Source organism: Spirillospora sp. NPDC046719, from assembly GCF_040645715.1.
In the GTDB taxonomy this organism is placed as follows: Bacteria; Actinomycetota; Actinomycetes; order Streptosporangiales; family Streptosporangiaceae; genus Spirillospora.
The window spans coordinates 13,921-40,351 of record NZ_JBEYYT010000038.1; the positions used below are offsets into that span (position 1 = coordinate 13,921).

The window sequence follows — 26,431 nt, forward strand, 5'->3', positions numbered from 1 at the left end:
TCCCCCTCACCCCCCCCCCCCGCGGGGGGGGGCGCGGCGCTCCCCCCCGCCCCGCCGCCGTGCTCAGTCCTTGCCGCGCGCGGCCACCCACTCCAGGTTCCAGCCGTACGCCTCGTCGACCGACATCTTGCCCCACCGGGGCCGTCCCGGCGGCGGCATCACGAACCGGCCCTCGCGCCGGACGACCAGCTCTCCGCCCACGTTCTCGATGAGCGCGAGCACGGCGTCGCGGGAGCCGTCCACGCAGTCGTCCATGCGCATCTCGATGGGCGGCGCGTTCACCGGGAACAGCGTGGCGATCGCGTCCAGGCCGCGGAAGTCGTCCGCGCCGTCGTAGATCTCGGCGAACACCAGGATCCGCTTGAAGTCGGCGGTGTGGTCCAGGTTGATGGTGAGGTTCTCGCCGGTCTCGATCGCGCCGGTGCGGTCGTCGGCGTCGAGCTTGATGAACGGCGGGCGGTCCAGCGCGCCCATGTCGCCGAGCGCGTGGATGATGCCCCTGCGGCCGCTCTGCAGCTCCCAGAGGCAGCACAGGTCGAGGTCCAGGTCGACGCCGCGGCGGCGCTTCCCGAGCCGTCCCTTGGCGACGCCCTCGCGCGCGGTCCAGTTGAGGTTGACCCGCATGTGGCCGGAGGTGGCGCCGTGCTTGGTGAGCGACACCGTCGGCTTGTTCTTGGTCAGGGAGATCTTCCCGCCGTCCGGCGCGGACGCCTGAGGAGGCGGCGCCTGGAGAGGCGGTCCCTGCGGAGGCGGCGCCTGCGGAGGCGCGTATCCGGGACCGGGCGGAGGCGCGTACTGCCCCGGTGGCGGCGGCATGTACTGGCCACCAGGCGGCGGCGCGTACTCGCCGGGTGGGGGCGCGTACTGGCCGGGCCCTGGCGGCGGAGCGTACTGGCCCGGTCCCGGAGGTGGCGGAGGGGGCGGCGCGTACTGGCCGGGCGGAGGCGGCATGTACTGGCCGCCGGGCGGCGCGTACTGCTCCGGCGGTGCCTGCGGGGCGGGCGGCGCCTGAGGAGGCGGCGGGGCCTGCGGCGGAGCGGGCGCCTGAGGAGGCGGCGGCGCGGCCCCCTGGCCCGGGTCGTCGACGCTGATCCCGAAGTCGGTGGCCAGGCCCGCGAGCCCGGTGTCGTATCCCTGCCCGACCGCGCGGAACTTCCACGCGCCCTGGCGCCGGTACAGCTCGCCGAGCACGAACGCCGTCTCGCTCGTGGCGCCCTGGCTGTCGAAGCGCGCGATCTCGGCGCCGCCGGACGCGTCCACGACCCGCACGTACAGGCCCTGGAACTGGCCGAACGTCCCGCCGTCCGCCGACGCCGCGATCACGATCTTCTCCACGCCCGGCTCGACCCGGTCGAGGTCGGCCGCGAGGGCGTCCACGGTGACGGGCCCGGGCCGCTTCCCCTCGTGCCGCACCGCGCCGGACGCGTGCGCCGGCTGGTTGTAGAAGACGAAGTCGCCGTCCGAACGCACCCGGCCGGACTCGGTCAGCAGCAGCGCGGACGCGTCGGCGTCCGGCACCCCCGGGCCGCCCTGCCAACCGACCTCGACGCGCACCGCGGCGACCGGCACCGCGGTGTTGGCGCCCTTCTGCATGGACATAACGCTCCTCGTCATCAACCGACGTCGACAACCTACGGGCAGACGCACGGCACGGCGACCTGCATGTGAGGTGGACGCACGACACGACCGCGGAGTTCCGTGCCGCCCGCCAGATCACCCGCCCAGGCAACCGGACGGAACCACTCCGTTTAAGTGGACGAACCACGTCCGGTTGCGCTACGCTCCCGAACAAGCGGACGGCGATGGTCCGGTTATCGGGAGGAGTGCGACATGGCGGACGGCAGGATCCGGGTGGGCATCGTCGGGGCGAACCCCGACCGGGGCTGGGCCGCGCGAGCGCACATCCCCGCGCTCCGCGCCCTGCCGGACTACGAGATCACGGCCGTCGGCACCAGCCGGACCGCCAGCGCCCGGGCGGCGGCCGACCGGTTCGGCGTCCCGCACGCCTTCACCGACGCCGCCGAACTCGCCGCGCACCCCGACGTCGACCTCGTGGCGATCACCGTCAAGGTGCCCGCCCACGACGCGCTGATCCGCGCGGCGCTCGACGCGGGCAAGCACGTCTACTGCGAATGGCCCCTGGCGCTCACCACCGCGGAGGCCGAAGACCTCCTGCGCCTCGCGCACGGCACCGGCGTGCGGCACGCGGTCGGCCTGCAGGCGCGCTTCTCCCCCGCCGTCCGGTACGCGCGGGACCTCGTGGCCGACGGCTACGTGGGCAGAGTGACCTCCGTGAACGTGTACGCGGCGCGCGGCAAGGGCGCCGGGGGCGAGATCCCCGACTTCGCCGCCTACACGCTCGACCCGTCCAACGGGGCCGGGACGCTCGAGGTCGGCGCGGGCCACACCCTCGACGCCCTGGAGTACCTCGCCGGGGACATCGCGGCCCTCTCGGCGGAGCTGGCCGTGCAGCGGACGGAGTACCGGGTGGCCGGCACGGACGACACGGTCGCGGTCACCAGCCCCGACCAGATCGCCGTCGCCGCCGTCCTCGCCGGCGGCGCCACCGCCTCCGTGCACGTCCACGACGCCAAGGCCACCGCGGCCCGCACCCGGATCGAGATCGCGGGCACGGACGGCGACCTCGCGCTCGTCTCCCCCGGTCCCGGCGCCGCGGCCGGCGTCCAGATCGGCGCCCTGGCGCTCCGCGGCTCCCGGCGGCACGGATCACCACGGGAAGACCTGCCCGTCCCGGACGAATACCTGTGGGTCCCGGAGCCGGCGCGCGACGTCGAGGTCCTCAACGTGGCGCAGTTCTACGCCCGCCTCGCCGACGACCTCCGGACGGGCGGCCGGACCGTCCCCGGCTTCGACACGGGCCTGCACGTGCACCGGCTCCTCGACGCCGTCCGGCTGTCCGCCGCGACCGGGACGCGACAGGAGGTGACGCGGCCGTGAACGCCCGCTCTCCCCGCCGGGCCACCGCCCTCGCTATGCGGACACCGGACCGTGCACCGCCGTCAGGGGACGCGGGCGGTCCACTCGGGAGTGGTGAACTTGTCGGCGACGTACTTGTCCGCGAGACGGAGCTCCTCGTCGGTCAACCCGTCCGCGACCAGGCCGTACCTGCTCCGGAAGTGCGCGATCATCCGGTCGATGATCTGCTCGCGGGGCAGGCCGGTCTGCCGGCGCAGCGGGTCGACGCGCTTGGCCGCGCTGGCGATGCCCTTGTCGGACACCTTCTCCCGGCCGATCCGCAGCACCCGCAGCATCTTCGCGGCGTCGATGTCGTAGGACATCGTGACGTGGTGCAGCACGGCGCCGCCGGCCAGGCGCTTCTGCGCCGCGCCCGCGATCTTGCCCTCGTCGGAGGTGATGTCGTTGAGCGGCTGGTACCAGGCGCGGATCCCGAGCTCGGCGAGGGCGCCCAGCACCCAGTCGTCGAGGAACGCGTAGCTCTCCGCGAACGACATCCCCGCCACGAGCGACCCCGGCGCGTAGAGCGAGTAGGTGATCGTGTTGCCGGGCTCGACGAACATGGCACCGCCACCGCTGATGCGCCGCACCACCTCGACCCCGTACCGCTCGGCCTCCTCGGCGTCGACCTCGTTGCGGAGCGACTGGAAGCTGCCGATGATGATGGCCGGCGACGCCCATTCCCACACCCGCAGCGTCGGCGGGCGGCGACCGCCGCCGACCTCCTCCGCGAGGACCTGGTCGAGCGCCATGTGCAGCGCGGGCTCCTGCGGCGGCTCGTGGATCAGCCGCCACTCGTGGTCGCGCCAGTCCGACGCATGCGTGATCGCCCGCCGCACCGCGATCCCCACGGCCTCGGCGGTGACGCCCAGCATCACGGTCCCGGCCGGCAGCCCCGCCTGGACGCGCGCGCCGATCTCCTTGGCCTCCAGGCCCGCGGGCAGCCCGTCCAGGGCGGTGTTGATGGCCTCGAGCGCCTCGTCGGGCTCCATGAAGAAGTCGCCGCTGATCCTGGGACGGCGCAGCAGTCCGTCCGCCACCTCGACGTCGGCGACCACGAGCTTGCCGCCAGGGACCTTGTACTCACCGTGCATCACGTTGATTCAAACCCCACCGCACCCCCGCCGATTCCACCCCCGCGCAGTGACCCCCGCCCCAACCCGCCCCAACTCTGGCGACCCGCAAGTGTCACTCCGGCCGACCACGAGCAGCGCCCCTTGCGACCCCGGCAGTACGCCTTGGGCGACCTGCGAGCACCATCCTTGGCGCATCGCGAGTGCCCTCCCTGGTTGCCGGGGAGTGCGGCGTCGGGTGATCCCGGCAGGGGGAGTCGGCGGGGGCGTTGCATACGGTGTTCCAAAAGAGGGGGCGGTGTCGTGAGCAATCTTGATGTTCGGCCGAAGGCCGTGGCGTGCGGGGGCCGGGAGGACGTTCCCGGGGGTCCGGTGCACGACGTGCTGCCGCCGCGGCGGGTGCCGCTGGGCGAGAGCACGTTCGTCCGGCGGCTGCTGCCGAGCCTGGGGCGGCGGATGGTGGGCGCCTGGTGCTTCGTCGACCACTACGGCCCCGACGACATCGCCGACCAGCCCGGCATGCAGGTGCCGCCGCATCCGCACATCGGGCTGCAGACGGTGAGCTGGCTGCACGAGGGCGAGGTGCTGCACCGCGACAGCCTCGGGAGCCTGCAGACGGTCCGGCCGCGGGAGCTGGGGCTGATGACGGCGGGGCGGGCCATCGCGCACTCGGAGGAGTCACCGCGCGAGCACGCGCGTCTCCTGCACGGGGCGCAGCTGTGGGTGGCCCTGCCGGACGCGCACCGCCGCACGGACCCGGCGTTCGAGCACCACGGCGACCTGCCGGTGGTGACCGGCCCCGGCTTCAGCGGGACGGTGATCCTCGGCGAGTTCGACGGGGCCGCCTCGCCGGGGACGGTGTTCACCCCCATCGTCGGCGCGGACATCGCGCTGGCGGACGGGGCGGACGTCCGGCTGCCCGTCGAGCCGGACTTCGAGTACGCGGCGCTGACGATGTCGGGCGTCACCGAGGTGGACGGGGTGCGGACCGAACCGGGCTCGATGGTCTACCTCGGGTGCGGCCGCCGGGAGCTGCGGCTGCGCGCCGACGGGGCGAGCGGGCTCGTGCTGCTGGGCGGCGAGCCGTTCGCGGAGAAGCTCGTCATGTGGTGGAACTTCGTCGCGCGGTCGGGCGAGGAGATCCGCCGGGCGCGCGAGGACTGGACGTCCGGAGACGCGTTCGGCGTCGTGCACGGCTACGACGGGCCCCCGATCCCGGCGCCGGCCCTTCCGGACGTGCCGCTCAAGCCGCGGGGGCGCGTGCGCTGACCGACGGGTCCTAGCATCGCTAGCTTTCCGATTCAAGCTAGCTTTACTCTTGCTCGCTAGTCTAGCGATGCTAGGATTCGACCCGTGTCCGTACAAGAACGCCGAGAGCGCGAGCGAGCAGAACGCCACCGGTTGATCATCAGGGCGGCCCGGGAGATGGCCGAGACCGAGGGCTGGGACTCGGTGACCACCCGGCGGCTGGCCGAGCGCGTCGAGTACAGCCAGCCCGTCCTCTACAGCCATTTCAAGGGCAAGGAGGCCATCGTCGCCGCGGTGGCGCTGGACGGGTTCGGCGAGCTGGCCGGCCTCCTGCGGGAGGCGCGAACGGCGAAGTCGGCCCCGGAGGAGGCTCTGCGCGCAGTGGCCGGGGCGTACCTGGAGTTCGCCCGGGAGCGGCCCGCCCTGTACGACGCGATGTTCGTCCAGCGGATCGACGTGACGTTCGGCACCGGCGAGTCCCCCGAGCCGCTGCGGGACGCGTTCGGGGAGTTCGTGTCCGCGCTGGAGCCGCTCGCGGGCGAGCGGGACGTGGAGACGCTCGCGGAGGTGACCTGGGGTGCGCTGCACGGCCTCGCCACCCTCGCGCACGGGCACCGGCTCCGGCCCGGCCGCACCGACGACCGCCTCGATCTGCTGCTGACACCGATCATCTACGCCGGCCGCTGAGCCCTGGCGGAGGCCGGGGCAGCGCTGGCCGCTGAAAGCCGGGGCAGTGTGCGACGCCGGAAGGCAGGTACCAAGGGCCGGTGGGACCTGGATTCTGTGGGCTAGCGCGAGGCGGGCAGCGAAGGCCGGCGGAGCCGGGGCAGCGTGGTCGGCGAGAGGCGAGCACCGTGGGCCGGTGGACTTGGGGCGCTGTGGGTCGGCGGGGGTGGGGTGCCGATTGCCGCCGTAGAGGCCGACAGTGTGGGCTGGCTGCTGGGTGAGAGGTCATCGGGGGGCGGCGTCTTGCGACCGGGCGGTCTTGAGGAGCGCGGCCAGCATGAGGATTCCTGCGGCGATGCTCAGCCCGTACTCGACGACGGAGACGGCCGGGTACTCGGCGGCCGTGTAACCGCCGGGTCTGATGAGCGCCCACGGAAGCTTCCACGCCGCCCAGGCGAACAGCGATCCGGACGACGTGAACGCCACCGCCGTCGGGATCCACAAGGGCATCCTCGGGCGGCCCGTGGCGACGACGCGGATCGCCACGGCGCCCATCACCGCCCAGAGCGCGGAGTTGCCGAGGAGCAGCCGCCCGTTGGCGTCCATCACGTCGCGGTGCGCGAGACCGAGCGTGCCGCCCGCCGTCCAGTACGTCCAGAGGAGGACCGGTACCGCGACCAGGAGGTACAGGGCCCGCAGGCGGGTCCGCCCGAGGCTCGCGGGGCGGCGGTCGCCGACCCGCCCGAGGAAGGCGGCCGGCCACCTCTCGCGCAGGTAGACGGGGAGCGCCACGGCCAGCCCGACGGCCATGCCCGCGAATCCGATGGTGATGAAGACCACCTCCCATGGCGGCATGGCGTCCCCGCCGTCCCCGCCGTCCCCGCCGCCTCCCGAGTCCCCTCCCAGGAACGCGCTGGCGAGCATGTAGGGGATCATCGGGATGAGGAACCCGGCGGCCGTCCAGGCGAAGAAGACCAGGGGCGGCGCCGGGACGCGGCGCCCCCAGCGCTGCGCGAGGACCAGCCCCAGGACGACGCCCACCACCGACATGGCGACGGTGACCGCGTTCAGCACGATCCAGTCGCCGTCGCTGAAGGACGACGGCGTGTGCCCGAGCAGGGCCGCCACCACCCACACGACCTTCACCAAGAGGTAGAGCGACAGCGACAGGGCGGCCCCGTAGCCGCCCGCGACGCGCATCGCCGACCATCGGGCGCCGATCCGTTCCGTCTCCACCGGTGCCGCGGTGCCGCTCACCGGTGCGTCCAACCCGTGTCCATGGTGGCGAGCCTTCCGGCGGGCGCCCGGCCGCCACCTCCCCCGCGGGAACCATTCGCCTCACCCGCACGGGCGAGCATGCGAAGAGCCGTCTCCTCCGGGACGGCTCCACGCGTGTGCTCTAGCGGTCGGCCGGGAGGAAGCGGTCGAGGGCGTCGGCGACCAGGTCGGGCTTCTCCAGCGTCTGCATGTGCGGCGTCTCCGGCAGCACCCGGTACGTCGAGCCGGGGATGCGCTCGGCGACGCCCGACATGATCTCCGGCGTGGTGGAGTAGTCCTCCTCCCCCACCATGACCAGGGTCGGCGCGTCGAGCGCGGTGAGCTTGCCCTGGACGTCGACGTCCTTGAAGGCGCGCCAGGCGGCGGCCCAGTCGGCGGGGTCGAAGCGCCGGATGAGCTCCCGCGCGTACTGCACGCCCCACCCATTCGTGGCGAGCGCGGGGGCGGTGAACCAGCGCGTCAGCGTCGGGACGATCTGCGCCTCCATGCCATCGACCTCCCCGGAGTGCGCCCGTCCCTCGAACGAGGCGAACGGGTGGTCGGTGGTGGCGAGGAGGGCCAGGGACTCGACGCGCTCGGGCGAGCGCACCGCGAAGGTCTGCGCGATGCCGCCTCCCATGGACAGCCCGACCACGTGCGCCCGGTCCACGCCGAACGCGTCGAGGACGCCGCCCATGTCGTGGGCGAGGTCGTCCATGGAGAACGGGTGGGGCGCTCCGGCCGCCGCGCCGTGGCCTCGGAAGTCGTAGGCGAAGACGCGGCGTCCCTGCGAGAGGCGTTCCATGACCGGCTCCCACATCCGCCAGTCCACGCCGAGGGAATGCGACAGGATCACCGCGGGGCCGTGGTCGCCCTTCTGCGCGACCACGGTCTCGTGGTCGGCCAGCTTGACGCGGTGGAGCACCGGCTGGTTCGGGACGCCCGCCTCCTGCAGCACCTCTTGCACCACGTCCAACGCGTTGAGCGCGCGCGGGAAGCCCGCGTAGACCGAGATGTGCTCCGCAAGCGCGAGCAGTTCGTGGGGGGCGACCCCCTGGTGCAGCGCGGCGCGCACGTGGCTGGCCAGGCGCCGGTCGGCGCCGCCGAGGGACGCCACGATCGCCGTGCTCGCGATCTCCCGGTCCCGGCGGCTCAGCTCGGCCCGCGCCAGCGGCCCGCCGAACGCCCCGTCGAGCACGGTCTCGTACATCTGCGAAGAAATCCGGCGCACGTCGTCGAAGGCGTCCTCGGCCCGCACGCCCATCAGACCCTCGTACGCCCTGCGTCCACGCTCGTCACGGTCCATCGTTCCGCTCCACTTTCCGGTCATCTCCCGCGCTGTGCGGGACTCGTTGATCGTCGCGCCGGGGCGGGTCAGATGTCCAAGACATGAATGAGCTGCTGGTGAGACATCTGGCTTATGACCCCACGGACGCGAGCTCCGGATGGTCGCGCATGAAGGCGATGAGCGCCGACAGCGCCGGGCCCGGCCTGCGGCCCGCGGGCCACGCCAGCGACGGCGCCCACGTCGGCTCCGGATCCAGCCGGACGACGGCGACCGGCAGCCCCGGCTCCTCCGCGATCGAGCGGGGGACGACGGCCGCGGCGAGGCCCACGCTCGCCATGGCCCGTGCCGTGCTGTACTCGCGGGTCTCGAGCCGGATCCGCGCCGCCGCCCCCGCCTCAGCGAGGGCCGACAGCACGATCTCCCGGATCGTCGACCCGGGCGAGAAGCAGGCGAGGTCGATGCCGTCCAGCGCCGACACGGGCACCCGGTAGCGGCCCGCCAGCGGCGCCGACTCCGCCGTGATGAGGACGAGCGGCTCTTCGCCCAGCGGGAGCGCGTCGAGCCGGCGCCCCTCCTCCTGCGGAGGCAGCCGGACGACGGTCGCCGCGTCGAGCCGCCCTCCGTACAGGCCGGCGACCATCTCCTCGGTGTTGGTCTCCCGCAGTTCGACGTCGACGCCGGGGAACTCGGCGGAGAACGCGGCCAGCAGGCGGGCCAGCCGCGCGGTCAGCCCGCGCGCGACGCCGAGCCGGATGCGGCCGCGCGTCCCGCCGGCCCAGCCCCGCATCTCCTCCTCCACCGCCGCGATGTCGGCGAGGATGCGTTCCGCGTGTTCGAGGAGCGCCGCACCGGCCGGGGTGAGCTCCACCCGGTGGTTGTCGCGGTCGAACAGGGCGACACCGAGGTGCCGTTCGAGCTTGCGGATCTGCTGGGACAGCGCCGGCTGCGCTATCCGCAGCGCCTCCGCCGCGCGCGTGAAGTGCAGTTCCCGCGCGACGGCCCTGAAGTACTCGAGCTGGCGTGATCCCATCATCACGCCAGCATCTCACCGATAGAAGGGGTCAGACCTTCGCCATCTGGGCTTCGTGCCGGACCGGGAAGTTCACCGAGCTGGCGATGAAGCACACCTCGTGGGCGCGTTCGTGCAGCCGCGCGGCCTCGTCGGCCCGGGCCGGGTCCGCGAGGGTCACCTCGGGGCGCAGGACGACCTCCTCGAACCGGCCGCCGCCGTCCGGCGTCTCGATCATCGTCCCGTGCGGGCGGTCGACGTAACCGGTGACGACGATCCCCGCGCCCGCGCAGAGCCCGAGGAACGACAGCATGTGGCACTGCGAGAGCGCCGCGACGAGCAGCTCCTCCGGGTTCCAGCGGGACGGGTCGCCGCGGAACGAGGGGTCGGAGCTGCCCGCGATCGCCGGCTTCCCCTCGGCCTCCACGTCGTGGGCCCGCTCGTAGGAGCGGTGGGAACTGGTCCCGGATCCGGTGTCGCCCGTCCAGGTCACCGTCAGCTCGTAGTGATGGGTCTTCGGCATCGCAGTCCTCCTCTGGTCGTCCGGACGTCCGGCCGCCCGGCAGGCGTCTCAGGTGAGCGTCGCCTTGGTGCTGCGGGCATGGTCGCCGGCGATGCGGCCGGCGAGCTCCCGGTCGCCCTCGGCGATCGCGCGCAGCAGCCGGCGGTGCTCGCCGGCCACCGCGTCCGGGCGGTCCGGGGCGGCGAGCGAGTCGCGCGTCGAGACGATGATCTGGTCCCACAGCCGGTCGAGCGTCTCCAGCGCGATCGGGTTGCCGGCCATCTCCGCGATCCCGCGGTGGAACGCCCGGTTCAGGCCGATCGCCCGGTCGAGGTCGCCGGCCGCCGTGACCTCCTCGAGCAGCGACGCGTGCCGCTCCAGGTCGTCGAGGTCGGCGGGCGGGACGCGCCCGGCCCGCTGCCGGTCGGCGGCGAGCTCGGCGGTGAGCGCCTCCACCGCGGCGCGCACCTCGTAGGCGTGGCCGAGCCGCTCGGGGGACAGCGCGTTGACCACCACGCCCCGCCCGGTCCCCTCGACGAGGCCGTCGCCCTCCAGCCGGCGGAGGGCCTCCCGGACCGGCGTCCGGCTCACCTCCAGCGCGGCGCTCACCGACAGCTCGGTGAGCCGCTCGCCCGGCGTGTACCGCCCCGCGACGATCAGGTCGCGGAGCCGCCGGTACACCACATCGGTCTGCTGCACGCATGCAATGTATGCAATGGATGCCTTGCATGCAACCCGCTCCCGCCGGTCCCCATGGAGATAGCGGCGGCGGCGGTCAGGCCGGCGGGGACGCGGCGATGCCGACGCGGTTCCAGGCGTTGATGGCGGCGATCGTCCAGACCAGGTGCGTCAGCCGGGTCTCGTCGAAGTGCTCGCGGGCGGCGGCGAGGATCCCGTCGGGCACTCCGGCGTCGGTGATCACGGTCATGGCCTCGGCGAGGGCGAGGGCCGCGCGTTCGGCGCCCGTGAACAGCGGGCTAGCGCGCCAGGATGCCAGGGCCCGGAGGCGGTCCCGGTCCTCCCCCGCCGTCTCGGCCGCCCGCGTGTGGATGGACAGGCACAGGCCGCAGCCGTTGATCTGCGAGACGCGGATGCGGACGAGTTCGGCCAGCGCCGGTTCGAGCGGCCCGCTCGCGGCGGCGTCGACGTCCGCCATCGCGGCGTGGACGTCCGGAGCGGCCGCGTGGACGTCGATACGCTGCGCGGTCATCGCGCCTCCTCGGGCCGACGGCCCTGCACCGAATAGAAGGCGTAAGAGCAGGCGCGGAAATCGGGGTGCGACAGAAGCGCGCGCACGTCGGCCAACTGCCGGTCGCTCATCCCCGCGCGGACGAACTCGTCGCGCAGGTGACGGGTGTGGTGGGCGAGCAGCCGCAGCCCCGGCGACCGCGCGGTCCACAACTCCAGGCGGCGATGGGACGAGATGTCGACGAGCCCGGCGCGGTGCATGGCGCCGGCTGCTCTGCGTCCCCAGGCGATATCGACGCCTCGCTCGGCCATCAGCCGGTTCTTGGCCGCTATGAGCGTCCGGTACAGCTCGTGTGCGGCGAAGTCGGGGGCGCACAGGGACGGGGCGCGGGTGGCGTCGAACTCGTCGATCTGCAGGACGCCGCCGGGTTTCAGCGCGCGGACGAGCCGGTCCAGCACCGCGCGGCATTCGGGCAGCAGCCGCAGCAGGAGCCGGGCGTGGACGAGGTCGAACTCGCCTTCGGGAAGCGGGTCGCGGACGATGTCGTGCCGGACGACGTCGAGCCCCGGAACGGCCGCCACACCGCAAGGGCGGACGTCCGTGGCCGTGACGCCGCCCGTCGGGGCGACGCGCCGCGCGAGCCACACCGCCACGCTGCCGTTGCCCGCGCCGGCCTCCAGGCATCGCCATCCCGGGCCGACGCCCGTCCGTGCGAGCCGTTCGATGGTGAAGGGGTCGTAGGCGAGGCTCAGGAGGCGGTGCTGCTCGCCGTTGTGCTCGTCCCGGTCGCCGAAGATGCGGGACGGCGGCGGAGCCGCGGCCCGGCTCATCGGCCGGCCCTCCCGTCCGGGCGTGCCGGCGCCTGCGCGGTGTCCGCGGGGACGGCCGATTCGGCGGCGATGCGGGTGAGGGCACTGACGCTCACCTTGCCGGTGGGGCCGACCGGCAGTTCCGGGAGGATCAGGAAGCGTTCGGGCAGCTGGCGCCGGTCGATGCCGCGTTCGGCGAGGTGGGCGAGCATGGCGGCGGGGGACGGCGGCCGGGCGCCCGCGCGCGGGGCCACGCAGGCGCACATGCGTTCGCCCAGATCGAGGTCGTCCACGGGCACGCAGTGCGCGTCGGTGATGTCGGGATGGGAGATGAGCGCGCGTTCGACCTGCGCCGGGAAGAGGCTGACGCCGCCGCGGATCACGGTGCGCTTGAGGCGGTCGAGCACCCGCAGCGTCCCGTCGGCGTCGAGGCTGCCGAGGTCGCCGGTGCGGACCCAGCCGCCGGGGGCGCGGTACCGGTCGTCGAGGTCCGGCGCCGCGACGTAGCAGAGCGGGGTCATCGGGCCGAGCGCCCAGATCTCCCCCGCCTCGCCGGGCGGCAGCGGCCGACCTCGCGGATCGCGGATGCCGATCCGGGCCACGGCCGGATCGGGGACGCCCGCCAGGCCGGGTTCCCAGCGGTCCGGGTCGCGGCCGGTGTGGCAGTTCACTCCGTCGCTGGACCCGTAAATGTTGATGGGCGGCATGCCGAACCGGCGGACGCAGGCGTCCCTGACGTGCTGGTGCACGGGCCCGGCGCTGGAGACGACGGCGCGCAGCGACGAGACGTCCGCGCCGGTCTCGTGTTCGGCCATCCGCCAGAGCATGGTGGGGACGCCGAACAGGTGGGTGGGGCGGTGCCGCTCGACGGCCTGGAGCGCCGTGGCGGCGTCGAAGCGCGGCGGCAACACGAGGGTGCCGCCGTGGCGGGCAAGGATCGCCGACGTCCCGAGCGACCCGTACGACGAGGCCAGCGACACCAGGACCAGCGCGCGCATCCGTTCGACGTCGCGCCGCAGGGCGCCGACGTAGTTGCCCCGGCCGCCCGCCATGGCGTTGTGGGAGTAGGCCACCATCTTCGGCTCCGACTCCGACCCGGAGGAGACGAGGATGCGCGCCGGTGCCTCCGCGTGGACACGGGCGGGCCGCCACGCGCGGGCCTGCCCGGTATCGGCTTCGTCCAGCGAACGGACGTCCGCGCGCGGCGGGATGCCCGGCGCCCAGAGTTCCAGGTCGGGGGCGTTCTCGATGGACGGGATCGCGTCCGCCGCCGCGATGACCGCCGCGGCGCGGGACCGCCGGACGAGGCCGGCGACGCTGCCCGGCCCGTGCGTGTGAGGGATCGGCAGGGCGACGGCGCCGATCGCCGCGACGGCCAGTTCGGCGACGACCGCGTCGCGTCCGTTGGGCACCAAGATGGCGATGATGTCGGCGGGACCCCGGCCCGCGGCGTGCAGTGCGGCGGCGGCGCGGCGGACGCGGGCGTCGAGCGCGGCATAGGTGAGCGCGCCCGCGTCGTCCACGACGGCTTCGGTTTCGGGAGAGGCCCGGACGTGCTCGCGGAACAGCGTGTACAGGTCCCGCCCGGGGCACGCCCCGGCCGCCGTCCAGGCGGCTCGCGTCGCGGCGGGCACCCGGTCGGTCAACGTGACGCCGTTGGCCGATGTCCAGACCGGAGATGCGGAGGTTCTCATGGTTCCTCTCTGCGGTGTTCGGAAGGCCGCGTGAACGTCCACGGGGCGCGGCTGTAGGTGGCGGCTCCATCGGTCTCGAAAAGGGCGGCGTACGCGGGGTCGGCGGCCATCGCGGCGAGGTCGGACACGACCGGCGCCGTCTCGCCGGCGGTACCGCCGCCGGCCTCGTGGGTGTCACGCAGCAGGCGGCCGGCGTCGGCCAAGGCGGTCTCGACCCGCACGCCCGCGCCGGTCCGGGCGGCGCCGAGAAGTCCCGCGACGACGCCTTCGGCGCTGATGAGCGCACCGAGCACATCGATGATCGTCATCAGCGTCGGCGCGGGAGGACGGCCCGGCGGCGACAGCAGCGCCGCGACGCCGGTGTGCGCCTGGACCAGGTAGTCGGTGCCCATCGGCCGCGGCGCGGGGAGGACCTCGGCCCAGCCGCCCGCGTACGCGTAGACGAGACGGGGCCGCACGGCGGCCAGGTCCGCGGCGTCCAGCCTGAACCGGGCGGCGCGGCCCGGCGCCCAGTTCTGCAGGAACACGTCCGACGAGGCGGCGAGCCGCAGTGCCGTCTCGCGGCCCGCCCGCGACTTCAGGTCGGCCTCGACGGCGTCCTTGCCGCGGTTGAGCGCGAGGAACCGGGCCGAGACCTCCCCGGCCATCGGCGGGACGCCGCGCATCGGGTCGCCGCCGGGCGGTTCGAGGCGGACGACGTCGGCGCCGAGGAGGCCGAGCACGTGCCCGGAGAGCGGTCCTTGGACCCGGTTGGCGGACTCGACGACCCGGATCCCGGCCAGCGGGGCGCCCCCGGTCCGCGGCCGTCCGCCGGGAGCGGGTACCGGCGCGGCGGGAAAGGGGCGGAGCCGCCACGGGGACGCGGGCGCCGGAGGAAGCGGGGTCCCGGCGTCGTTCACCACCACGATGCTGACGCCGGCGGCCTCGGCGGCGCGGCGCACCGCAGGGTAGTCCCACGCCGCCGCGACGGCCTGCAATCCGGGGGGAAGCGCGCAGGTCCCGGTGGCGAAGCGCTGCTGGAACGGCGGCCAGCCCGCGGCGATCGCGGAGCGTTCGGCGCCCAGTTCGGTCCAGAAGCGCAGCCAGCTCTCGGCCCGGAACGTCTCGATCTCGAAGCGGACGCCGCCGGCCGAACGGAACGGCGGCGTCCGCTCCGCGCCCGGCTCCGGCAGGGAGGAGCTGCAACCGGGGTCGCTGGTAGCGACGGCGACGTACTGGGTGAGGGAGAGCGCCGCCGCCTGGGCGACCGAGGTCACCGCGCGCACGGCCGTCCCGCCGCGCAGCACGGCCAGCATCCCCGCCGTCACGGCCTGGGCCGCGAGGACGCCCGCGCACACCGAGGCGTAGTCGACGTGGAGGGCGCGCGGTTCGCCGGTGGCGCGCCCGTGGACGTGCATGATGCCGCAGGCGGCCTGCACATCCCGCTCCCCGGACATCGGCACCGCCACGGGCCCGGACCAGCCGATACGGCACTCGGGCAGCGCGCGCTCGCCGGAGATCCACGGTGCCCGCTCGACGCGCAGCAGACCAGCGGGCGCGTCCGGCGGAAGCGGCTCGCCACGGGTCTCGATCGCGCAGCCGAGCGCCCGCAACCGGGACGCGGCGACGCGCACCGCGACCGAGTCGCCGGACGCGCGCACGACCGTCCCGTCCAGCGGGCGCGACACCGGCGCCTCGACGGAGCACGCGACCGTCCTCACGTCCACTTCCCCGTCCCGTAGGTCTCGGGGGTCACGCCGAGGCGCTCGCGCAGGGCCGCCCGCCGGACCTTGCCGGTCCCGGTACGCGGTATCCGGTCCCAGGGCACGACGACCGGATCGGCGAACTCGGGCAGGTCTGCAGTCGCCTCCCGCCACAGGACCGGGTCCAGCCGGCCGTCCTCGGTGACGAGGACGGGCACGCAGCGACCGCCGGGCACACCGAGGACGACGCATTCGGCGACGCCGGGCAGCCGGTCTTCGAGCACGTCCTCCAGCTCGACGCAGCTGCCCTCCGGCAGGACGTCGGCCTCCCGGTCCAGCAGGAGCAGGCGCCCGCCGCGGGTGAGGACGCCGACGTCGCCGGTGATGAACCACCTGCCCGCGAGCTTGCGCCGGAACCGCTGCGGCTCGCCGACGTAGTCCAGGCACAGCGCCTTCGTGCCGCACACCAGCAGGCCGGCGGTGCCGCGCGGCACCGGCCGCAGGGTGTCCCGGTCGACGACGCGCAGGCGGCTGCGTCCGGGGACGGGACGGCCGAGGTCGCGGGTCGTCGGATGCCGCTCGCGCTCGGCGCGCATGGCGCGGCGGGTGAGGAAGCGGAAGGTCAGCGGACCCGTCTCGGTCTGCCCCCAGCCCTGCAGCCAGATCGGCCGCGGATGGCCGGTGGCGTTGAGGAACGTCCGCACCGTCGGCGGGTGGACGGCGTCGAACGTGCTGATGTAGAGGCGGACGCGGTCGAACGCGCCGGTCCGCGCCGGTCCGTCCTGCGCCCGGACGTGGGGGCGCCACCGCACGAACGTCGACGGCTGGGCCTCGACGGTGGTGGGCCGGTACCGCTCCAGCAGGGGCCGGGCCTCGTCCCAGCCGGAGCCGGACACCACCAGCAGCTTCTCGGGGCCGAGCGCCATCACGCTCGCGGTCCAGGCCAGCGCGCGGCCGTGGGCGAAGGAGAAGGCACCCGCCACCACGTCGCCGGGACGGCTGGCGAGCACGGGCCAGCGGTGCGCCTCGAAACCGGCCAGGCGCCTCAGCAGGGTGCGGGTGGAGTGCACGACGAGCTTCGGGACCCCGGTCGTCCCGGACGTGTGCAGGATGACGAGCGGGTGGTCGACCGGCGGGCGACGCGGTGCCGGAGCGGTGTGGCCGCGGACGTCGTCGAGCGACAGCACGGTCCCGCCTCCCTCCGCGCCGCCGGTACCGCCGTCGAGCAGCAGCGTCCGGGAGGCCAGGGAGGTCAGCGCGCCGTCCGCGGCCCGCGCGGAGTCGGCGACGAGCAGCGCCGGATCCAGCCGTTTGAGCAGGATCTCCAGGACGTCCGGATCGAGGTGCGCCGACAGCGGCACCGGCACCGCGCCGATCCGGGCGGCGGCGCAGCACAGCAGCACCAGGTCCCAGTGGTTGCGCTTGACGATCGCGATGCGGTCGCCGGGCACGGCCCCGGCCGCCGCGAACCATCCGGCGGCGTCCAGGACGAGCCGGGCCGCCGCCGGGGGGTCGAGGGCGGTGCCGAGCCCGGGAGCGATGTCCAGGGGCCGGCTGAGGTGCACGGTCGTGGTGCGGCCGCGCTCGGCCACGTCCTCGAACAGCGTGCCGAGCTCGATCCGTCTGCTGAAGGGCGCCATCGCCTCACCTCTGGTCGTCGGGACGGGAATCGCCTGCGGTCCGGGACTCCGCCGTCCGGCTCAGGGCGGCAGGAGGGACGGGGTCCGTCTGCGGCGGATCCGAGCGCGCCGCAAGGCAGGCCAGGACCCGTTCGGCGGCGAGCGCGGCGGACGCGACGGCGCCCTCGCCGCACGGGCGCAGCGTCACCCAGTCGCCCGCGTACTCGACCGCCGAGACCGGGCGCCGGGCGAACGCGCCGCGCAGCCCCAGCGCGCGCGGCGTCGCCTCGGGCAGCCCGTGCTCGAACCGGTGCACCCGGGCGTGGACGACGTGCGCCGCGAGACCGGGGACGAAGCGCTCGCCGCGCGCGACCAGCCGCTCCACGACCGTCCCGTCGGGCTGTCCGAGGAGGTCGGCGCAGCCGAGCGGCGAGGCGACGAGCGACACCAGGCCGCCGCCGGCGGGCGCCCGCCCGGGGTGCTTGTGGTGGTCGGCGGTGACGACGCCGAGCAGCCGGTCGTCGGCGGCGGGGATGAGCGTGGCGAAGCCGGACCGCGACCCGCCGGGCGCCAGCGGCGCGTCCAGGACGAGGCTGACGCGCAGCATCGGCGTGTACCCGCAGGCGTCCACGAAGGCTCGTACGGCGGGACGTTCGTCGGCGTACAGGCGCGCCGCGACGGGGGCGGGCACGGCCAGCACCGCCGCGCGCGCGGCGACGTCACCGCGCGGCGATTCCAGCCGGACCGCGTCGCCCTGCTGCGTCACGCGGGTGACGGGATGGCCGGTGGTGACGTCCAGGCGGTCGGCGAGGGCGCGGGCGAGGGTGTCCATGCCGTCGCGGTAGGTGTGCCATGTCGCGGAGCTGCCGCACGTGGCCAGGTGGGCGGCGAGCGGCGCGGCGGCCGAGCGTTCGGGGTCCCAGCCGAAGAAGCCGCTGACGAGCGGGCCGATGAGGTGGTCGGACACGTCCCGGTGGTAGGGCCGGACGAGGTCCGCGACGGTGTCCGCGCCGAGCGAGGAGGCCTCGGGGCGGGTGGGGTCGAGGTCGCCGCGCTGCGCCATCCGCACCAGCCGGGCCTGGAGCCGGAGCAGGTCGACCCGCGCCCGGGGCCCGAGGCCCGCGCCGGTCAGCAGCCCCAGGGGCCGGCCGGCGTGCGGGCGCGGGCGGCCGTCCCGCCACACCGCCAAGGCGCCGCGGACGTTCGGCACGGCGGCCGGGTCGCGGTCCAGGCCGAGCGCGGTGATGAGCCGCCAGGTCGCGGGGTAGCCGGCGCGGCCCGGGAACATCTCGGCGCCGGTGTCGATCAGGCAGCCGTGCTCGCGGACGGTCCGCGTCCGGCCGCCGACGGCATCGGCGGCCTCCAGGACCCGGACGGTGCACCCGGCCTCGGCCAGCGCGTACGCGGTGGCGAGACCGGCGGGGCCCGCGCCCACCACGGCGACGTCCAGTGCGGGCCGCCCGGCCGTCATGCCAGTGCCCCGGCGATCAGGTCGGCGACGACCAGCAGCACCACCGTGACGCGGTGGGCATGGATCGCGATCCGGCGCGCGCGCAGGATGTCGCCGCGGAAGCCGATCACCAGGTGAGCGAGCCGCATCCCGACGAGCGGGAGCAGCGCGACGGGGAACCACCACGGCGCGGCGCCCGCCACCGCCGATCCGGCGATGAGCGCGACCTGCGCTCCGGTCATCGCGGCGACGAACACCCGGTGCGCCGGCGCGGAGACGAGCGTGGCGACGGTGATGCGCCCGGCGGCGCGGTCGCCGTCGGCGTCGTTGGTGTTGGAGTACAGCCCGAACAGCATCGGACCGGACCCGAACAGCACCGCCTGCACGACGGCGAAGCCGCTCGCCCCGCCGGTCAGCAGCGCGTACGGCACCAGCGTCCAGCCGACGCCGAGGCCGATGAGGAACAGCTCCTGGAACCCGCGGTAGCTGATCTTCAGCCCCCACGAGTACTGCACGGACGCCGCCACGCACACCGCCGCCAGCACGACCGCCCACAGCGGACGGTGCGGGGCGGCGGCGACCACCGCGACCCACAGCGCCGAACCGAGCGCGGTGGCCGCCCACGAGCACCGCAGCGCCTGCGCCTCGGTGAGCGTCCCGGCGACGAGGGGCTTGCGGGCCAGGCGCCGCCGCGCGGCGTCGGACCCGTAGTTGGCCGCGTCACTGCCGTCGCGGTACCCGGTGACGTCGTCGAACCCCACCATGGCGGCCACCACGACCACCTCCGCCACGAGGACCAGCGCGAGCAGTCCGAACGTCTGCGGCTTCCAGCGGACGGTGGACGACAGCAGCGCCCACACGACCACGAGACCGAGGTAGTAGTCGTAGATGTCCAGCTTGGCCAGGCGCGCGTACGCGGCGAGGTCACCGCGCCCGGTGACGCCGGACCTCTGGAGAGCGGTCTGCTGGCTCATCTGGTCCCCGTGTTCATCTGGTCCCCCTGCGGACGTCGGTGAACGCGCAGACGGTGTCGGCGATGTACTCCACCTGCGCGTCGGTCAGGTTCGGATAGAGCGGCAGCGAGATGGTGCGCCGCGCGGCGGACTCGGCGTTCGGCCACGACCCGCCGGGCCGCGCGTAGGGCGCGAACGCGGGCTGGGCCGGCAGCGTGCGCGGGTAGTAGACGTGCGCGGTGACGCCGTGCGCGGCCAGATGGGCGTCCAGCGCGTCCCTGTCGTCGGTGAGGACGGTGTACACGTAGGGGAACCGGCCGTCGCCGCCCTCCGGCGGCGCGGTCAGGCCGCGTTCCGCGAGCGGCGCGAACCGGCGCGAGTAGTAGGCGCAGATCTCCGTGCGGCGGGCGAGCCGGTCGTCGAGGCCGGCCAGCCGGTACAGCTGGAACGCGGCCATCACCTCGTCGAAGCGGCTGTTGTGGCCGATCCGGTGGTGGACGAAGCGGTGGACGCCGTCCTGGCCGTGGTTGCGGAGCATCCGCACGTCGGCGGCGAGGCCGGCGTCGTCGGTGATCACCACTCCGCCCTCCCCCGGCATGCCGAACGTCTTCACCTGCACGAAGGAGTAGAGCCCCGCGTCGCCCCAGCGGCCCGCCGGACGGCCCCGCAGCCGCCCGCCCTGGGCGAGCGCCGAGTCCTCGATCAGGCGGACCCCGCGCCGGTCGGCCAGCGCCCGGAACGCGGGCATGTCCGCCATCACCGAGAACATGTGGGCGGCCAGCAGCACCCGGGTGCGCGGCGTGATCAGCGCCTCGGCGGCGGCGGGGTCGACGGTGAGCCGGACCGGGTCGACGTCGGCGAACACGGGCCGGGCGCCGGCGTCGATGACGGTGGCGGCCAGCGGCGCGCACCCGAACGCCGGGACGACGACCTCGTCGCCGGGGCCGACGTCCATCGTGGCCAGCACCAGGGTCAGCGCGGACGTGCCGCTGGAGCAGGCGACGACGTCGCCTGCGCCGATCCGGGCGGCGAGCGCGCGTTCGAGCCGCGCGGTCCGCTCGCCGAGGATGAACTTCTGGTCCCGGCCGGTCCCGACGGCGTGGACGATGTGGAGCAGCGCCTCGCGGTCCTCCTCGAACAGGTCCGGCGAGAAGAACGGGATCGTCGCGACGGGCGGGGCGGTCATCGCGGCGTCCCTTCGTAGAAGCGCTCGATCTCGTCGCAGACGCGGTCCACCTGCTCGTCGGACAGGTCGGGATAGAGGGGGACGGCGAGCGCGCACGCGCACGCGGCCTCCGCGCGCGGGAAGTCGCCGGGCCGGTGGCCGAGATGCGCGAAGCACGGCTGGAGGTGCAGCGGGACCGGGTAGTAGACCTCCGTCCCGATCCCCCGGCCGGCCAGGTGCGCGGCGAGAGCGTCGCGGTCCTCGACGTGCAGGAGGTGGACGTACGAGACGCGGTCGCTCCCGGGGGGCGGCGGGATCGAGCCGGGGACGCGGCGGACGCCGGGCACCCCGCGCAGCCGCTCGTCGTAGCGTGCGGCGAGCTCCGCGCGGCGCGCGATGTCGGCGTCGAGGGCGGTGAGCTTGGCCTGCAGGACGGCCGCCTGGACGTCGTCCATCTTGCTGTTGCGTCCCGGGACGACCGTGGCGTTGGAGATGCCGGGGAAGTTGTCGATCGTGCGGCCGCCGCGCCCGTGGTGGCAGAGCATCCGGGCGGTCTCGGCGACGGACTCCTCGGTGGTGAGCACCGCGCCGCCGTCGCCGATGCCGCCGAGCGTCTTGGCGGGGAAGAACGACAGCACCCCGCCGGCGCCGTGCAGCCCGGCGTGGACGCCGTCCGCCCGCATGCCGATCGCCTCGGCGCTGTCCTCCACGATCGTCAGGCCGTGGCGCCGCGCCACCGCGCCGAGCCCGCGCAGGTCCGCCATGCGGTCGAACAGGTGCACCGGCATGATCATCCGGGTGCGGGCGGTGACCGCGGCGTCCGCCGCGCGCGGGTCGAGGCCGTGGCCGCGCTCCTCGATGTCGGCGAAGACGGGGACGCCGCCGGCGAGGACCACGGCACTGGCCGTGGCGATGAACGAGTAGGCGGGGACGATCACCTCGTCGCCCCGCTCCAGCCCCGCGGCGCGCAGCAGCAGGATCAGCGCGTCGGTGCCGGAGTTGACGGCCACGACATGGCCCGCCCCGGTCCACGCCGCGAGCCGGCCCTCCAGTTCGGCGACCTTCGCGCCGTGCGAGAACTTGCCGTTGTCCAGAACGTCGTCGAGATGCTTTCTGATCCCCTCCCAGTGCTGCTGGAAACTCGCGGCCTGATCGAAGAAGGGAATGGCGGCCGACGGAACGGGGGAAGGGGCTTCCGGCGGTGTTGTCTGCACGATTTCCTACCCGGAGATGAGAGGGCGGGGGGCCGTCCGGGAGGTTTCCCGGCCCGCGGTCCGGCCCCGCGGGCCGAATGGCGGCGGATCCTCCCGGACGGCGCTCTTTCCCGGAGGTCCGGGTCAGCGGCCGAGCAGCGGGATGTCGTTGCGGCCGAGGTGGTAGTCGCGGACCGCGTCGACCAGCTCGTCCACCGTCAGCCGTCCGCTGTTGTCGACGTCGAGCTGGCGGAAGGCCTGGTCGGCGACCTGTCCGTCCAGGCCGATGGCGGCGAACCAGCCGTGCATCTCCGGCGGCGACACCTCGCCGTCGCCGTCGCGGTCCAGGATGCCGACGATGGCCTCGATGGTCGGCCGCACCACCGAGGAGAACCCGGCGTCGCCCTTGCTGATGATCTCCTGTTCGGCGGCGCTCAGGAACTCCCCGCGGGTCATCCGGTCGGAGCCGGCCGCCTCCGACAGCTTGTCGAACATGCCGAGGTAGGTCTCCCGCAGCTTGTCGGCCTGGGGGGTGCCCTGGGCGCCGAGGCGGGCGATGATGTCGTCGGCCTCGCGCTCGAAGTCGGACCGCTCGATGACGCCGTTGCCGTTGCGGTCCCACAGCCGGAACCGCTCTTCGAGGCGATTGGACTGGGTGGTGGCCATGACCATTTTCGTTCTCCTCCTGCACCATTCGGTGAACCGGGTGGACGAGCGAAACTCCGCGTATCCGTGGCGGTGGCCCGGATTCCGCTTCGCGTCGTTAACTCTGCCCGAGCCCGTCACCGCCGGAACATGCGCCGCGGGTAAGGGATTGATATCTCTCCGACGAATGTCGCGTCACGGGAATGGATCGCCTTCCGGGCATGCCGAATGGCCGGGCCCGCCATTTCGGGCGCCGGCGCTTTTTCGGCCCTTTCTCAGTCCGGCGGGGCGCCCTGGCGGAACGCCAGCCGTTCGCCCGGCGCCAGGCCGAGCTCGGTCCCGCTGCGCGGCGGCTCGGCGCGGACCAGCACGTTGTAGTGGTTGGGCAGGTGGCAGCCGTCGAAGCCGAGCAGGACGCCGACGCGCCGCCCGGCGATCCACAGCTCGTCGCCGCGGTCGAGCACGCCGCCCGCGTCGATCTCGGCGAACCCGAGGAACGCGACGCGGTCGATGCGCGCGCCCGCCGCGGTCTCGGCGTGGTCGGTCGCCACCAGCTCGTGCACCTCTCCGGCGCGGACGCAGCGGCTGGCGAACGGCTCCAGCCGCATGCCCCGGTCCGTCCGGCGGTGCGCCAGGATCTTGACGAGCGTCGCGGCGACCGCGCTCTTCGGGCCGTCCTCGAACGGGTTCATCCGCCGCCTCCCGTCCGCGCGCCGTCCCCGGACCCCGTCCCGGCCTGCGGCGGAGCGGGCGCTGCGGGCGCGGAGGAGGCGGGCGCCGCGGGCGCGGAGGGGGCGGGCGCGCGGCGCTCGGCGATCCGGGTCTCCGCGAGGTGGTAGGCGGCCCGGACGAACCGGAGCGCCGCGAGGCCGCCGTCGGGCGTCCGGGGAGCCCGGATGCGCCGGTCGAAGTCCCGCAGCACGCCCACGTACTCGTGCCACAGGGAGCCCTTGAAGCCGGGATGGCCGTCGAGCATGTCGGCGTGGAGCGTGCGCCCGTCGGCGAGGCGCACCTCGACGTCCTTGCGCTCGCCCGGGTACGACCAGTCGAGCAGGATCCGCGCGGCGGCCGTCCGGCTCCGCAGCCGGACGTCGGCGCGGCGGTCGGTGCCGCGGGCGTCCGTCTCGATCCGGGCGGACACCACCTCGGGCGCCGTGTCGGCGGGCCCGAGCAGCAGCCGCAGCAGGTCGAACGCGTTGGGGCCGTTGTCGGCGACGCACCCGCCGCCGCAGCGGCCCGGGTCGAGATACCAGCTGTCGTCGCCGGCGTGCTCCTCGATGCGCTCCAGGTAGCGGACGGTCACCTCGGTGATGCGGGAGCCGGCGCACTGCTCCCGCAGCCGCGCGACCGCCGCGTTGTAGCGGCGGTGGAAGGCGGTGAACAGCGGGACGCCCCGCCGGTCGGCCAGCCGCCGCAACGCGTCCCCTTGCGCGACGTCCAGCGCGAGGGGCTTCTCCACGCAGACGGCGACGTCCCGTTCCAGCGCGTCGGCGCACACCCGCAGGTGCACGTCGTTCGGCACGGTGACCACCACGGCGTCCGGGCGCTCCTCGTCGAGCAGCCGGAGGTGGTCGGTGTAGCCGGGCACGGGCGAGGCGTCCGGTTTCGCGGGGTCGCTGTCGCACACGGCGGCCAGCCGCATGGAGGGCGAGTCGCGCAGCGCCGCGAGGTAGAAGCGGGAGATGACGCCGAGGCCGATGACGGCGACCCGCAGCGGCGCGGTCATGCCCGCTCCAGCGCCGCGGGGGCGGGGACGCCGAGGCGAGCGGCGGTGCGGCGCAGTTCCCGGTAGAGGTCCTCGCTCAGCGGGACGCCGTCGCGCAGGCGCTCCTGGGCGCGGCGGTGCTCGTGCCAGCCGGGATACCGGACGGGTTCGGAGGGGTCGGAGGGCGGGCAGCCGAGCAGGGCGCCGAACAGCGTGCCCGCGTCGAGCGCGGCGCCGGCGCGGAGCGCGTCCGGGGCGATCGCGGCGGCGAAGAACCCGATGCCGTCGTCGCGGCCGGTGGGGCCGCCGTCGCCGTCGAGCGCGTCCGGATGCGCGCCGAGCGCGGCGCCGGACACGACCGCGGCGAGGACCTCCACCGCGATGCCGAGCCCGAACCCCTTGTACTGCCCGGCCTCGCCGCCGAGCCACATCAGGTGCGCCCGCCCCTCGTCGAAGGCGGACGGGTCGGTGACGGGAGCGCCGTCGTCGTCGCGCAGCACCCCGGCGGGGATCGCCCGCCCCTCGCGGGCGGCCTGCCGGACCCGGCCCGTGGGGGCGGCGGTCGTGCTCATGTCCAGCACGAACGGCGGATGCGGGCCGGCGGGCGCGGCGACGCTCAGCGGGTTGGTGCCCAGCATCGCCACCGCGCCGCCGGGCGGCCGCACGATCCGCTGCCCGCCGCAGTTGGCGGCGACCAGGCCGATCATGGCGTGCTGCACCGCGCGCAGCGCGTGGTGCCCGGCGCAGCCGAAGTGCGTCGCCCCGCGCACCGCCACCATCCCGATCCCGAAGGTGGCGGCGCGCTCGACGGCGAGGTCCATGGCGGCCTCCGCCGCCCACAGGCCCAGCGCGCGCCGCGCGTCGAGCAGGACCGACGCGCCCCGGTCGGCGACCGGCCGCGGCTCGGCGCCGGGGTCGACCCGCCCGTCCTCGAACAGCGGCAGGTAGAGGCGGGTGAGGTTGGTCAGGCCGTGGGACGCCATGCCGGTGAGGTCGCCGTAGCACAGCGCGCGCGCCGCCGCGTCCGCCCGCGCGGACGGCAGCCCGTGGTGCTGGAAGACGGCCGCGGCGAAGTCGAGCAGGTCGGTGTAGGCCGCCCGGACGGACGGGGCGGCCGTCCGGGGGGCGGTGCCGGGATCGTCCGGCGGGTCGGGGACGGGCGAGGGGCGCCGGAACGGCGAGGTCGTGGTCACGGTGATCCATTCAGGTCGTCGGTGAAGGCGGTGAGGACGCGGGAGACGGTGGCGGCGAAGTCGGCGAGCTGGCCGGCGCCGGCGAACTCGCCGTCGGCGTGGGCGTTGTTGGCGGCGAGGTCCCCGGGGCCGAGCACGACGGTGCAGGCGCCCGGGACCTGCGACATCCAGATCGCGTCGCAGGTGAAGGCGGGCTCGCCGGGCGGCCAGGGCGCGACGCCGGCGCGGTCGCGCAGCAGCGCGTGGCCCCAGGCGTCACGGTCGTCGAGCACGGGCAGGCCGCGCTTGAGCCATTCGAGCCGGGTGACGGCGCGGGCGTCGGCGGCGGTCCGGCCGAACAGCGGCGTGCCCGCGAACGCGAACGCGAACTCCGTCAGCCCCTCGCTCAGCGCGTCCCGCAGGCGCTGTTCCAGGCGGCGCGCGGCCTCCGGGGAGCCGTAGGCGAGGTTGAGCAGCAGGGAGCCGCCGCCGTAGACCTTGTTGTGCCGGGTGCCGGTGTGCAGGCCGGCCACGCACACGGTCGCGTCCGGCACGGAGGAGCCGAGCGCGGTGCCGAGATGCTGGGCCAGGAAGCCCAGCAGGACGCTGGCGTTGTGGCCGTGGCCCGGCCGGTCGTCGACGGCGTCGTCTCCGTCCACGACGATGCGCGCGGTCATCGCGGCGGTGCTGCGGGTCAGGAACCGTCCGCCGGTCGGTTCGCAGAAGACGTTCAGGCGTCCGGTGTAGCCGCGCCGGACGAGGGGCCGGGTGCCGAAGACGCCCATCGCCCCGCCCTCCTCGCCCGCGACGGCCTGCACCAGCACGCCGACGTCGCGGCCCAGTGCGGAACGTTCCGCGCGCGCGGCGCGGATGCCCGCGAGCAGCGCCACCGCGGGGCCCTTGGCGTCGATCGCGCCGCGCCCGTGGAAGCGGTCGCCGTCGAACGAGACCGGCTGGCGGCCCGCGACGGTGTCGAGGTGCACGTTGAACATGACCGTGCGCTCGGCGGGGAGGTCGTCCGGCCCGAGGCGGAGCACGAGGCTGGGCTGGCATTCGAGGAACCCGGGGCGGGCCGCGGCCGCGCGGACCGCCGCCGGGACCGGCCCGCCGTCCAGGTCGGCGGGCCCGGCCGGGGC

The 26,431-nt window shown here is 74.8% G+C and carries 24 protein-coding genes; 3 read left to right on the plus strand and 21 right to left on the minus strand.

The window, feature by feature from the left end; all coding sequences use genetic code 11:
- Positions 1-63: 63 nt before the first annotated feature.
- Positions 64-1,599 (minus strand): TerD family protein, encoded by a 1,536-nt coding sequence (locus tag ABZ914_RS09865; protein WP_500192636.1) that lies wholly within the window; start codon positions 1,597-1,599, stop codon positions 64-66.
- Between the two features lie 231 nt (positions 1,600-1,830).
- On the opposite strand from ABZ914_RS09865, the gene ABZ914_RS09870 reads away from it, so the two are divergent.
- Positions 1,831-2,958 (plus strand): Gfo/Idh/MocA family protein, encoded by a 1,128-nt coding sequence (locus ABZ914_RS09870; RefSeq protein ID WP_500192637.1) that lies wholly within the window; start codon positions 1,831-1,833, stop codon positions 2,956-2,958.
- Positions 2,959-3,020: 62 nt separating this feature from the next.
- Here the strand turns inward: ABZ914_RS09870 and lplAB are convergent, their stop codons facing one another.
- Entirely contained in the window at positions 3,021-4,070 is a 1,050-nt protein-coding gene (lplAB, locus tag ABZ914_RS09875) for a lipoate-protein ligase LplAB (RefSeq protein ID WP_500192638.1), read from the minus strand.
- 282 nt (positions 4,071-4,352) lie between these two features.
- Between lplAB and ABZ914_RS09880 the strand changes: the two genes are divergently transcribed.
- Together ABZ914_RS09880 and ABZ914_RS09885 are read left to right on the plus strand one after the other, a co-directional pair.
- Positions 4,353-5,318 (plus strand): pirin family protein, encoded by a 966-nt coding sequence (locus ABZ914_RS09880; protein WP_433247392.1) that lies wholly within the window; start codon positions 4,353-4,355, stop codon positions 5,316-5,318.
- A gap of 84 nt (positions 5,319-5,402) precedes the next feature.
- Positions 5,403-5,984: a TetR/AcrR family transcriptional regulator gene (locus ABZ914_RS09885; RefSeq protein ID WP_500192639.1), complete on the plus strand. Its 582-nt coding sequence runs from the start codon at positions 5,403-5,405 to the stop codon at positions 5,982-5,984.
- 264 nt (positions 5,985-6,248) lie between these two features.
- Here the strand turns inward: ABZ914_RS09885 and ABZ914_RS09890 are convergent, their stop codons facing one another.
- The 19 genes from ABZ914_RS09890 to ABZ914_RS09980 form a co-directional block, all read right to left on the minus strand.
- Complete coding sequence (locus ABZ914_RS09890; RefSeq protein ID WP_500192640.1) at positions 6,249-7,220, minus strand: hypothetical protein; 972 nt, start codon at positions 7,218-7,220, stop codon at positions 6,249-6,251.
- A 142-nt stretch (positions 7,221-7,362) separates the two neighbouring features.
- Positions 7,363-8,526: an alpha/beta hydrolase gene (locus ABZ914_RS09895; protein WP_500192641.1), complete on the minus strand. Its 1,164-nt coding sequence runs from the start codon at positions 8,524-8,526 to the stop codon at positions 7,363-7,365.
- Between the two features lie 112 nt (positions 8,527-8,638).
- Complete coding sequence (locus ABZ914_RS09900; protein WP_500192642.1) at positions 8,639-9,541, minus strand: LysR family transcriptional regulator; 903 nt, start codon at positions 9,539-9,541, stop codon at positions 8,639-8,641.
- 28 nt (positions 9,542-9,569) lie between these two features.
- A complete protein-coding gene (locus tag ABZ914_RS09905; protein ID WP_190858067.1) occupies positions 9,570-10,040 on the minus strand; it encodes an OsmC family protein in 471 nt (156 codons plus the stop codon).
- 48 nt (positions 10,041-10,088) lie between these two features.
- Positions 10,089-10,718 carry a GntR family transcriptional regulator gene (locus tag ABZ914_RS09910; RefSeq protein WP_500192643.1) on the minus strand — a complete coding sequence of 210 codons (630 nt, stop codon included), beginning with the start codon at positions 10,716-10,718 and terminating at the stop codon, positions 10,089-10,091.
- Between the two features lie 76 nt (positions 10,719-10,794).
- A complete protein-coding gene (locus ABZ914_RS09915; protein ID WP_500192644.1) occupies positions 10,795-11,229 on the minus strand; it encodes a carboxymuconolactone decarboxylase family protein in 435 nt (144 codons plus the stop codon).
- Positions 11,226-12,038: a class I SAM-dependent methyltransferase gene (locus ABZ914_RS09920; protein WP_500192645.1), complete on the minus strand. Its 813-nt coding sequence runs from the start codon at positions 12,036-12,038 to the stop codon at positions 11,226-11,228. The genes ABZ914_RS09915 and ABZ914_RS09920 overlap by 4 nt, the downstream gene beginning before the upstream one ends.
- Positions 12,035-13,711, minus strand: a complete 1,677-nt coding sequence (locus ABZ914_RS09925; protein WP_500192646.1) for a class I adenylate-forming enzyme family protein — start codon at positions 13,709-13,711, stop codon at positions 12,035-12,037. Before ABZ914_RS09925 ends, ABZ914_RS09920 begins: the two co-directional genes overlap by 4 nt.
- On the minus strand, positions 13,708-15,411 hold the full coding sequence (locus tag ABZ914_RS09930) for a CoA transferase (RefSeq protein WP_500192647.1): 1,704 nt from the start codon (positions 15,409-15,411) through the stop codon (positions 13,708-13,710). Before ABZ914_RS09930 ends, ABZ914_RS09925 begins: the two co-directional genes overlap by 4 nt.
- Positions 15,408-17,033 (minus strand): class I adenylate-forming enzyme family protein, encoded by a 1,626-nt coding sequence (locus ABZ914_RS09935; protein ID WP_500192648.1) that lies wholly within the window; start codon positions 17,031-17,033, stop codon positions 15,408-15,410. Before ABZ914_RS09935 ends, ABZ914_RS09930 begins: the two co-directional genes overlap by 4 nt.
- Before the next feature lie 4 nt (positions 17,034-17,037).
- A complete protein-coding gene (locus ABZ914_RS09940; protein ID WP_500192649.1) occupies positions 17,038-18,483 on the minus strand; it encodes a protoporphyrinogen/coproporphyrinogen oxidase in 1,446 nt (481 codons plus the stop codon).
- Positions 18,480-19,436: a UbiA family prenyltransferase gene (locus ABZ914_RS09945; protein ID WP_500192650.1), complete on the minus strand. Its 957-nt coding sequence runs from the start codon at positions 19,434-19,436 to the stop codon at positions 18,480-18,482. The genes ABZ914_RS09940 and ABZ914_RS09945 overlap by 4 nt, the downstream gene beginning before the upstream one ends.
- Positions 19,437-19,449: 13 nt before the next feature.
- Positions 19,450-20,601: a DegT/DnrJ/EryC1/StrS family aminotransferase gene (locus tag ABZ914_RS09950; protein WP_500192651.1), complete on the minus strand. Its 1,152-nt coding sequence runs from the start codon at positions 20,599-20,601 to the stop codon at positions 19,450-19,452.
- A complete protein-coding gene (locus tag ABZ914_RS09955) occupies positions 20,598-21,794 on the minus strand; it encodes a DegT/DnrJ/EryC1/StrS family aminotransferase (protein WP_500192652.1) in 1,197 nt (398 codons plus the stop codon). The genes ABZ914_RS09950 and ABZ914_RS09955 overlap by 4 nt, the downstream gene beginning before the upstream one ends.
- A gap of 123 nt (positions 21,795-21,917) precedes the next feature.
- Positions 21,918-22,445, minus strand: a complete 528-nt coding sequence (locus tag ABZ914_RS09960) for an EF-hand domain-containing protein (protein ID WP_500192653.1) — start codon at positions 22,443-22,445, stop codon at positions 21,918-21,920.
- Positions 22,446-22,693: 248 nt separating this feature from the next.
- Positions 22,694-23,110, minus strand: a complete 417-nt coding sequence (locus tag ABZ914_RS09965; protein WP_500192654.1) for a DUF6917 domain-containing protein — start codon at positions 23,108-23,110, stop codon at positions 22,694-22,696.
- Positions 23,107-24,144 carry a Gfo/Idh/MocA family protein gene (locus tag ABZ914_RS09970; RefSeq protein ID WP_500192655.1) on the minus strand — a complete coding sequence of 346 codons (1,038 nt, stop codon included), beginning with the start codon at positions 24,142-24,144 and terminating at the stop codon, positions 23,107-23,109. Before ABZ914_RS09970 ends, ABZ914_RS09965 begins: the two co-directional genes overlap by 4 nt.
- Positions 24,141-25,316, minus strand: a complete 1,176-nt coding sequence (locus ABZ914_RS09975; protein ID WP_500192656.1) for an Ldh family oxidoreductase — start codon at positions 25,314-25,316, stop codon at positions 24,141-24,143. The genes ABZ914_RS09970 and ABZ914_RS09975 overlap by 4 nt, the downstream gene beginning before the upstream one ends.
- Positions 25,313-26,431: M20/M25/M40 family metallo-hydrolase (locus ABZ914_RS09980; RefSeq protein ID WP_500192657.1), on the minus strand; the 1,119-nt coding region annotated here is incomplete at its 5' end. The genes ABZ914_RS09975 and ABZ914_RS09980, both read right to left, overlap by 4 nt.

Coding starts and splice junctions, on each gene's coding strand:
- ABZ914_RS09960 (WP_500192653.1), bottom strand. CDS start 22,445: ATGGTCATGGCCACCACCCAGTCCAATCGCCTCGAAGAGCGGTTCCGG.
- ABZ914_RS09900 (WP_500192642.1), bottom strand. CDS start 9,541: ATGATGGGATCACGCCAGCTCGAGTACTTCAGGGCCGTCGCGCGGGAA.
- ABZ914_RS09945 (WP_500192650.1), bottom strand. CDS start 19,436: ATGAGCCAGCAGACCGCTCTCCAGAGGTCCGGCGTCACCGGGCGCGGT.
- ABZ914_RS09870 (WP_500192637.1), top strand. CDS start 1,831: ATGGCGGACGGCAGGATCCGGGTGGGCATCGTCGGGGCGAACCCCGAC.
- ABZ914_RS09905 (WP_190858067.1), bottom strand. CDS start 10,040: ATGCCGAAGACCCATCACTACGAGCTGACGGTGACCTGGACGGGCGAC.
- ABZ914_RS09940 (WP_500192649.1), bottom strand. CDS start 18,483: ATGACGGCCGGGCGGCCCGCACTGGACGTCGCCGTGGTGGGCGCGGGC.
- ABZ914_RS09920 (WP_500192645.1), bottom strand. CDS start 12,038: ATGAGCCGGGCCGCGGCTCCGCCGCCGTCCCGCATCTTCGGCGACCGG.
- ABZ914_RS09895 (WP_500192641.1), bottom strand. CDS start 8,526: ATGGACCGTGACGAGCGTGGACGCAGGGCGTACGAGGGTCTGATGGGC.
- ABZ914_RS09950 (WP_500192651.1), bottom strand. CDS start 20,601: ATGACCGCCCCGCCCGTCGCGACGATCCCGTTCTTCTCGCCGGACCTG.
- lplAB (WP_500192638.1), bottom strand. CDS start 4,070: ATGCACGGTGAGTACAAGGTCCCTGGCGGCAAGCTCGTGGTCGCCGAC.
- ABZ914_RS09970 (WP_500192655.1), bottom strand. CDS start 24,144: ATGACCGCGCCGCTGCGGGTCGCCGTCATCGGCCTCGGCGTCATCTCC.
- ABZ914_RS09935 (WP_500192648.1), bottom strand. CDS start 17,033: ATGGCGCCCTTCAGCAGACGGATCGAGCTCGGCACGCTGTTCGAGGAC.
- ABZ914_RS09915 (WP_500192644.1), bottom strand. CDS start 11,229: ATGACCGCGCAGCGTATCGACGTCCACGCGGCCGCTCCGGACGTCCAC.
- ABZ914_RS09965 (WP_500192654.1), bottom strand. CDS start 23,110: ATGAACCCGTTCGAGGACGGCCCGAAGAGCGCGGTCGCCGCGACGCTC.
- ABZ914_RS09865 (WP_500192636.1), bottom strand. CDS start 1,599: ATGTCCATGCAGAAGGGCGCCAACACCGCGGTGCCGGTCGCCGCGGTG.
- ABZ914_RS09925 (WP_500192646.1), bottom strand. CDS start 13,711: ATGAGAACCTCCGCATCTCCGGTCTGGACATCGGCCAACGGCGTCACG.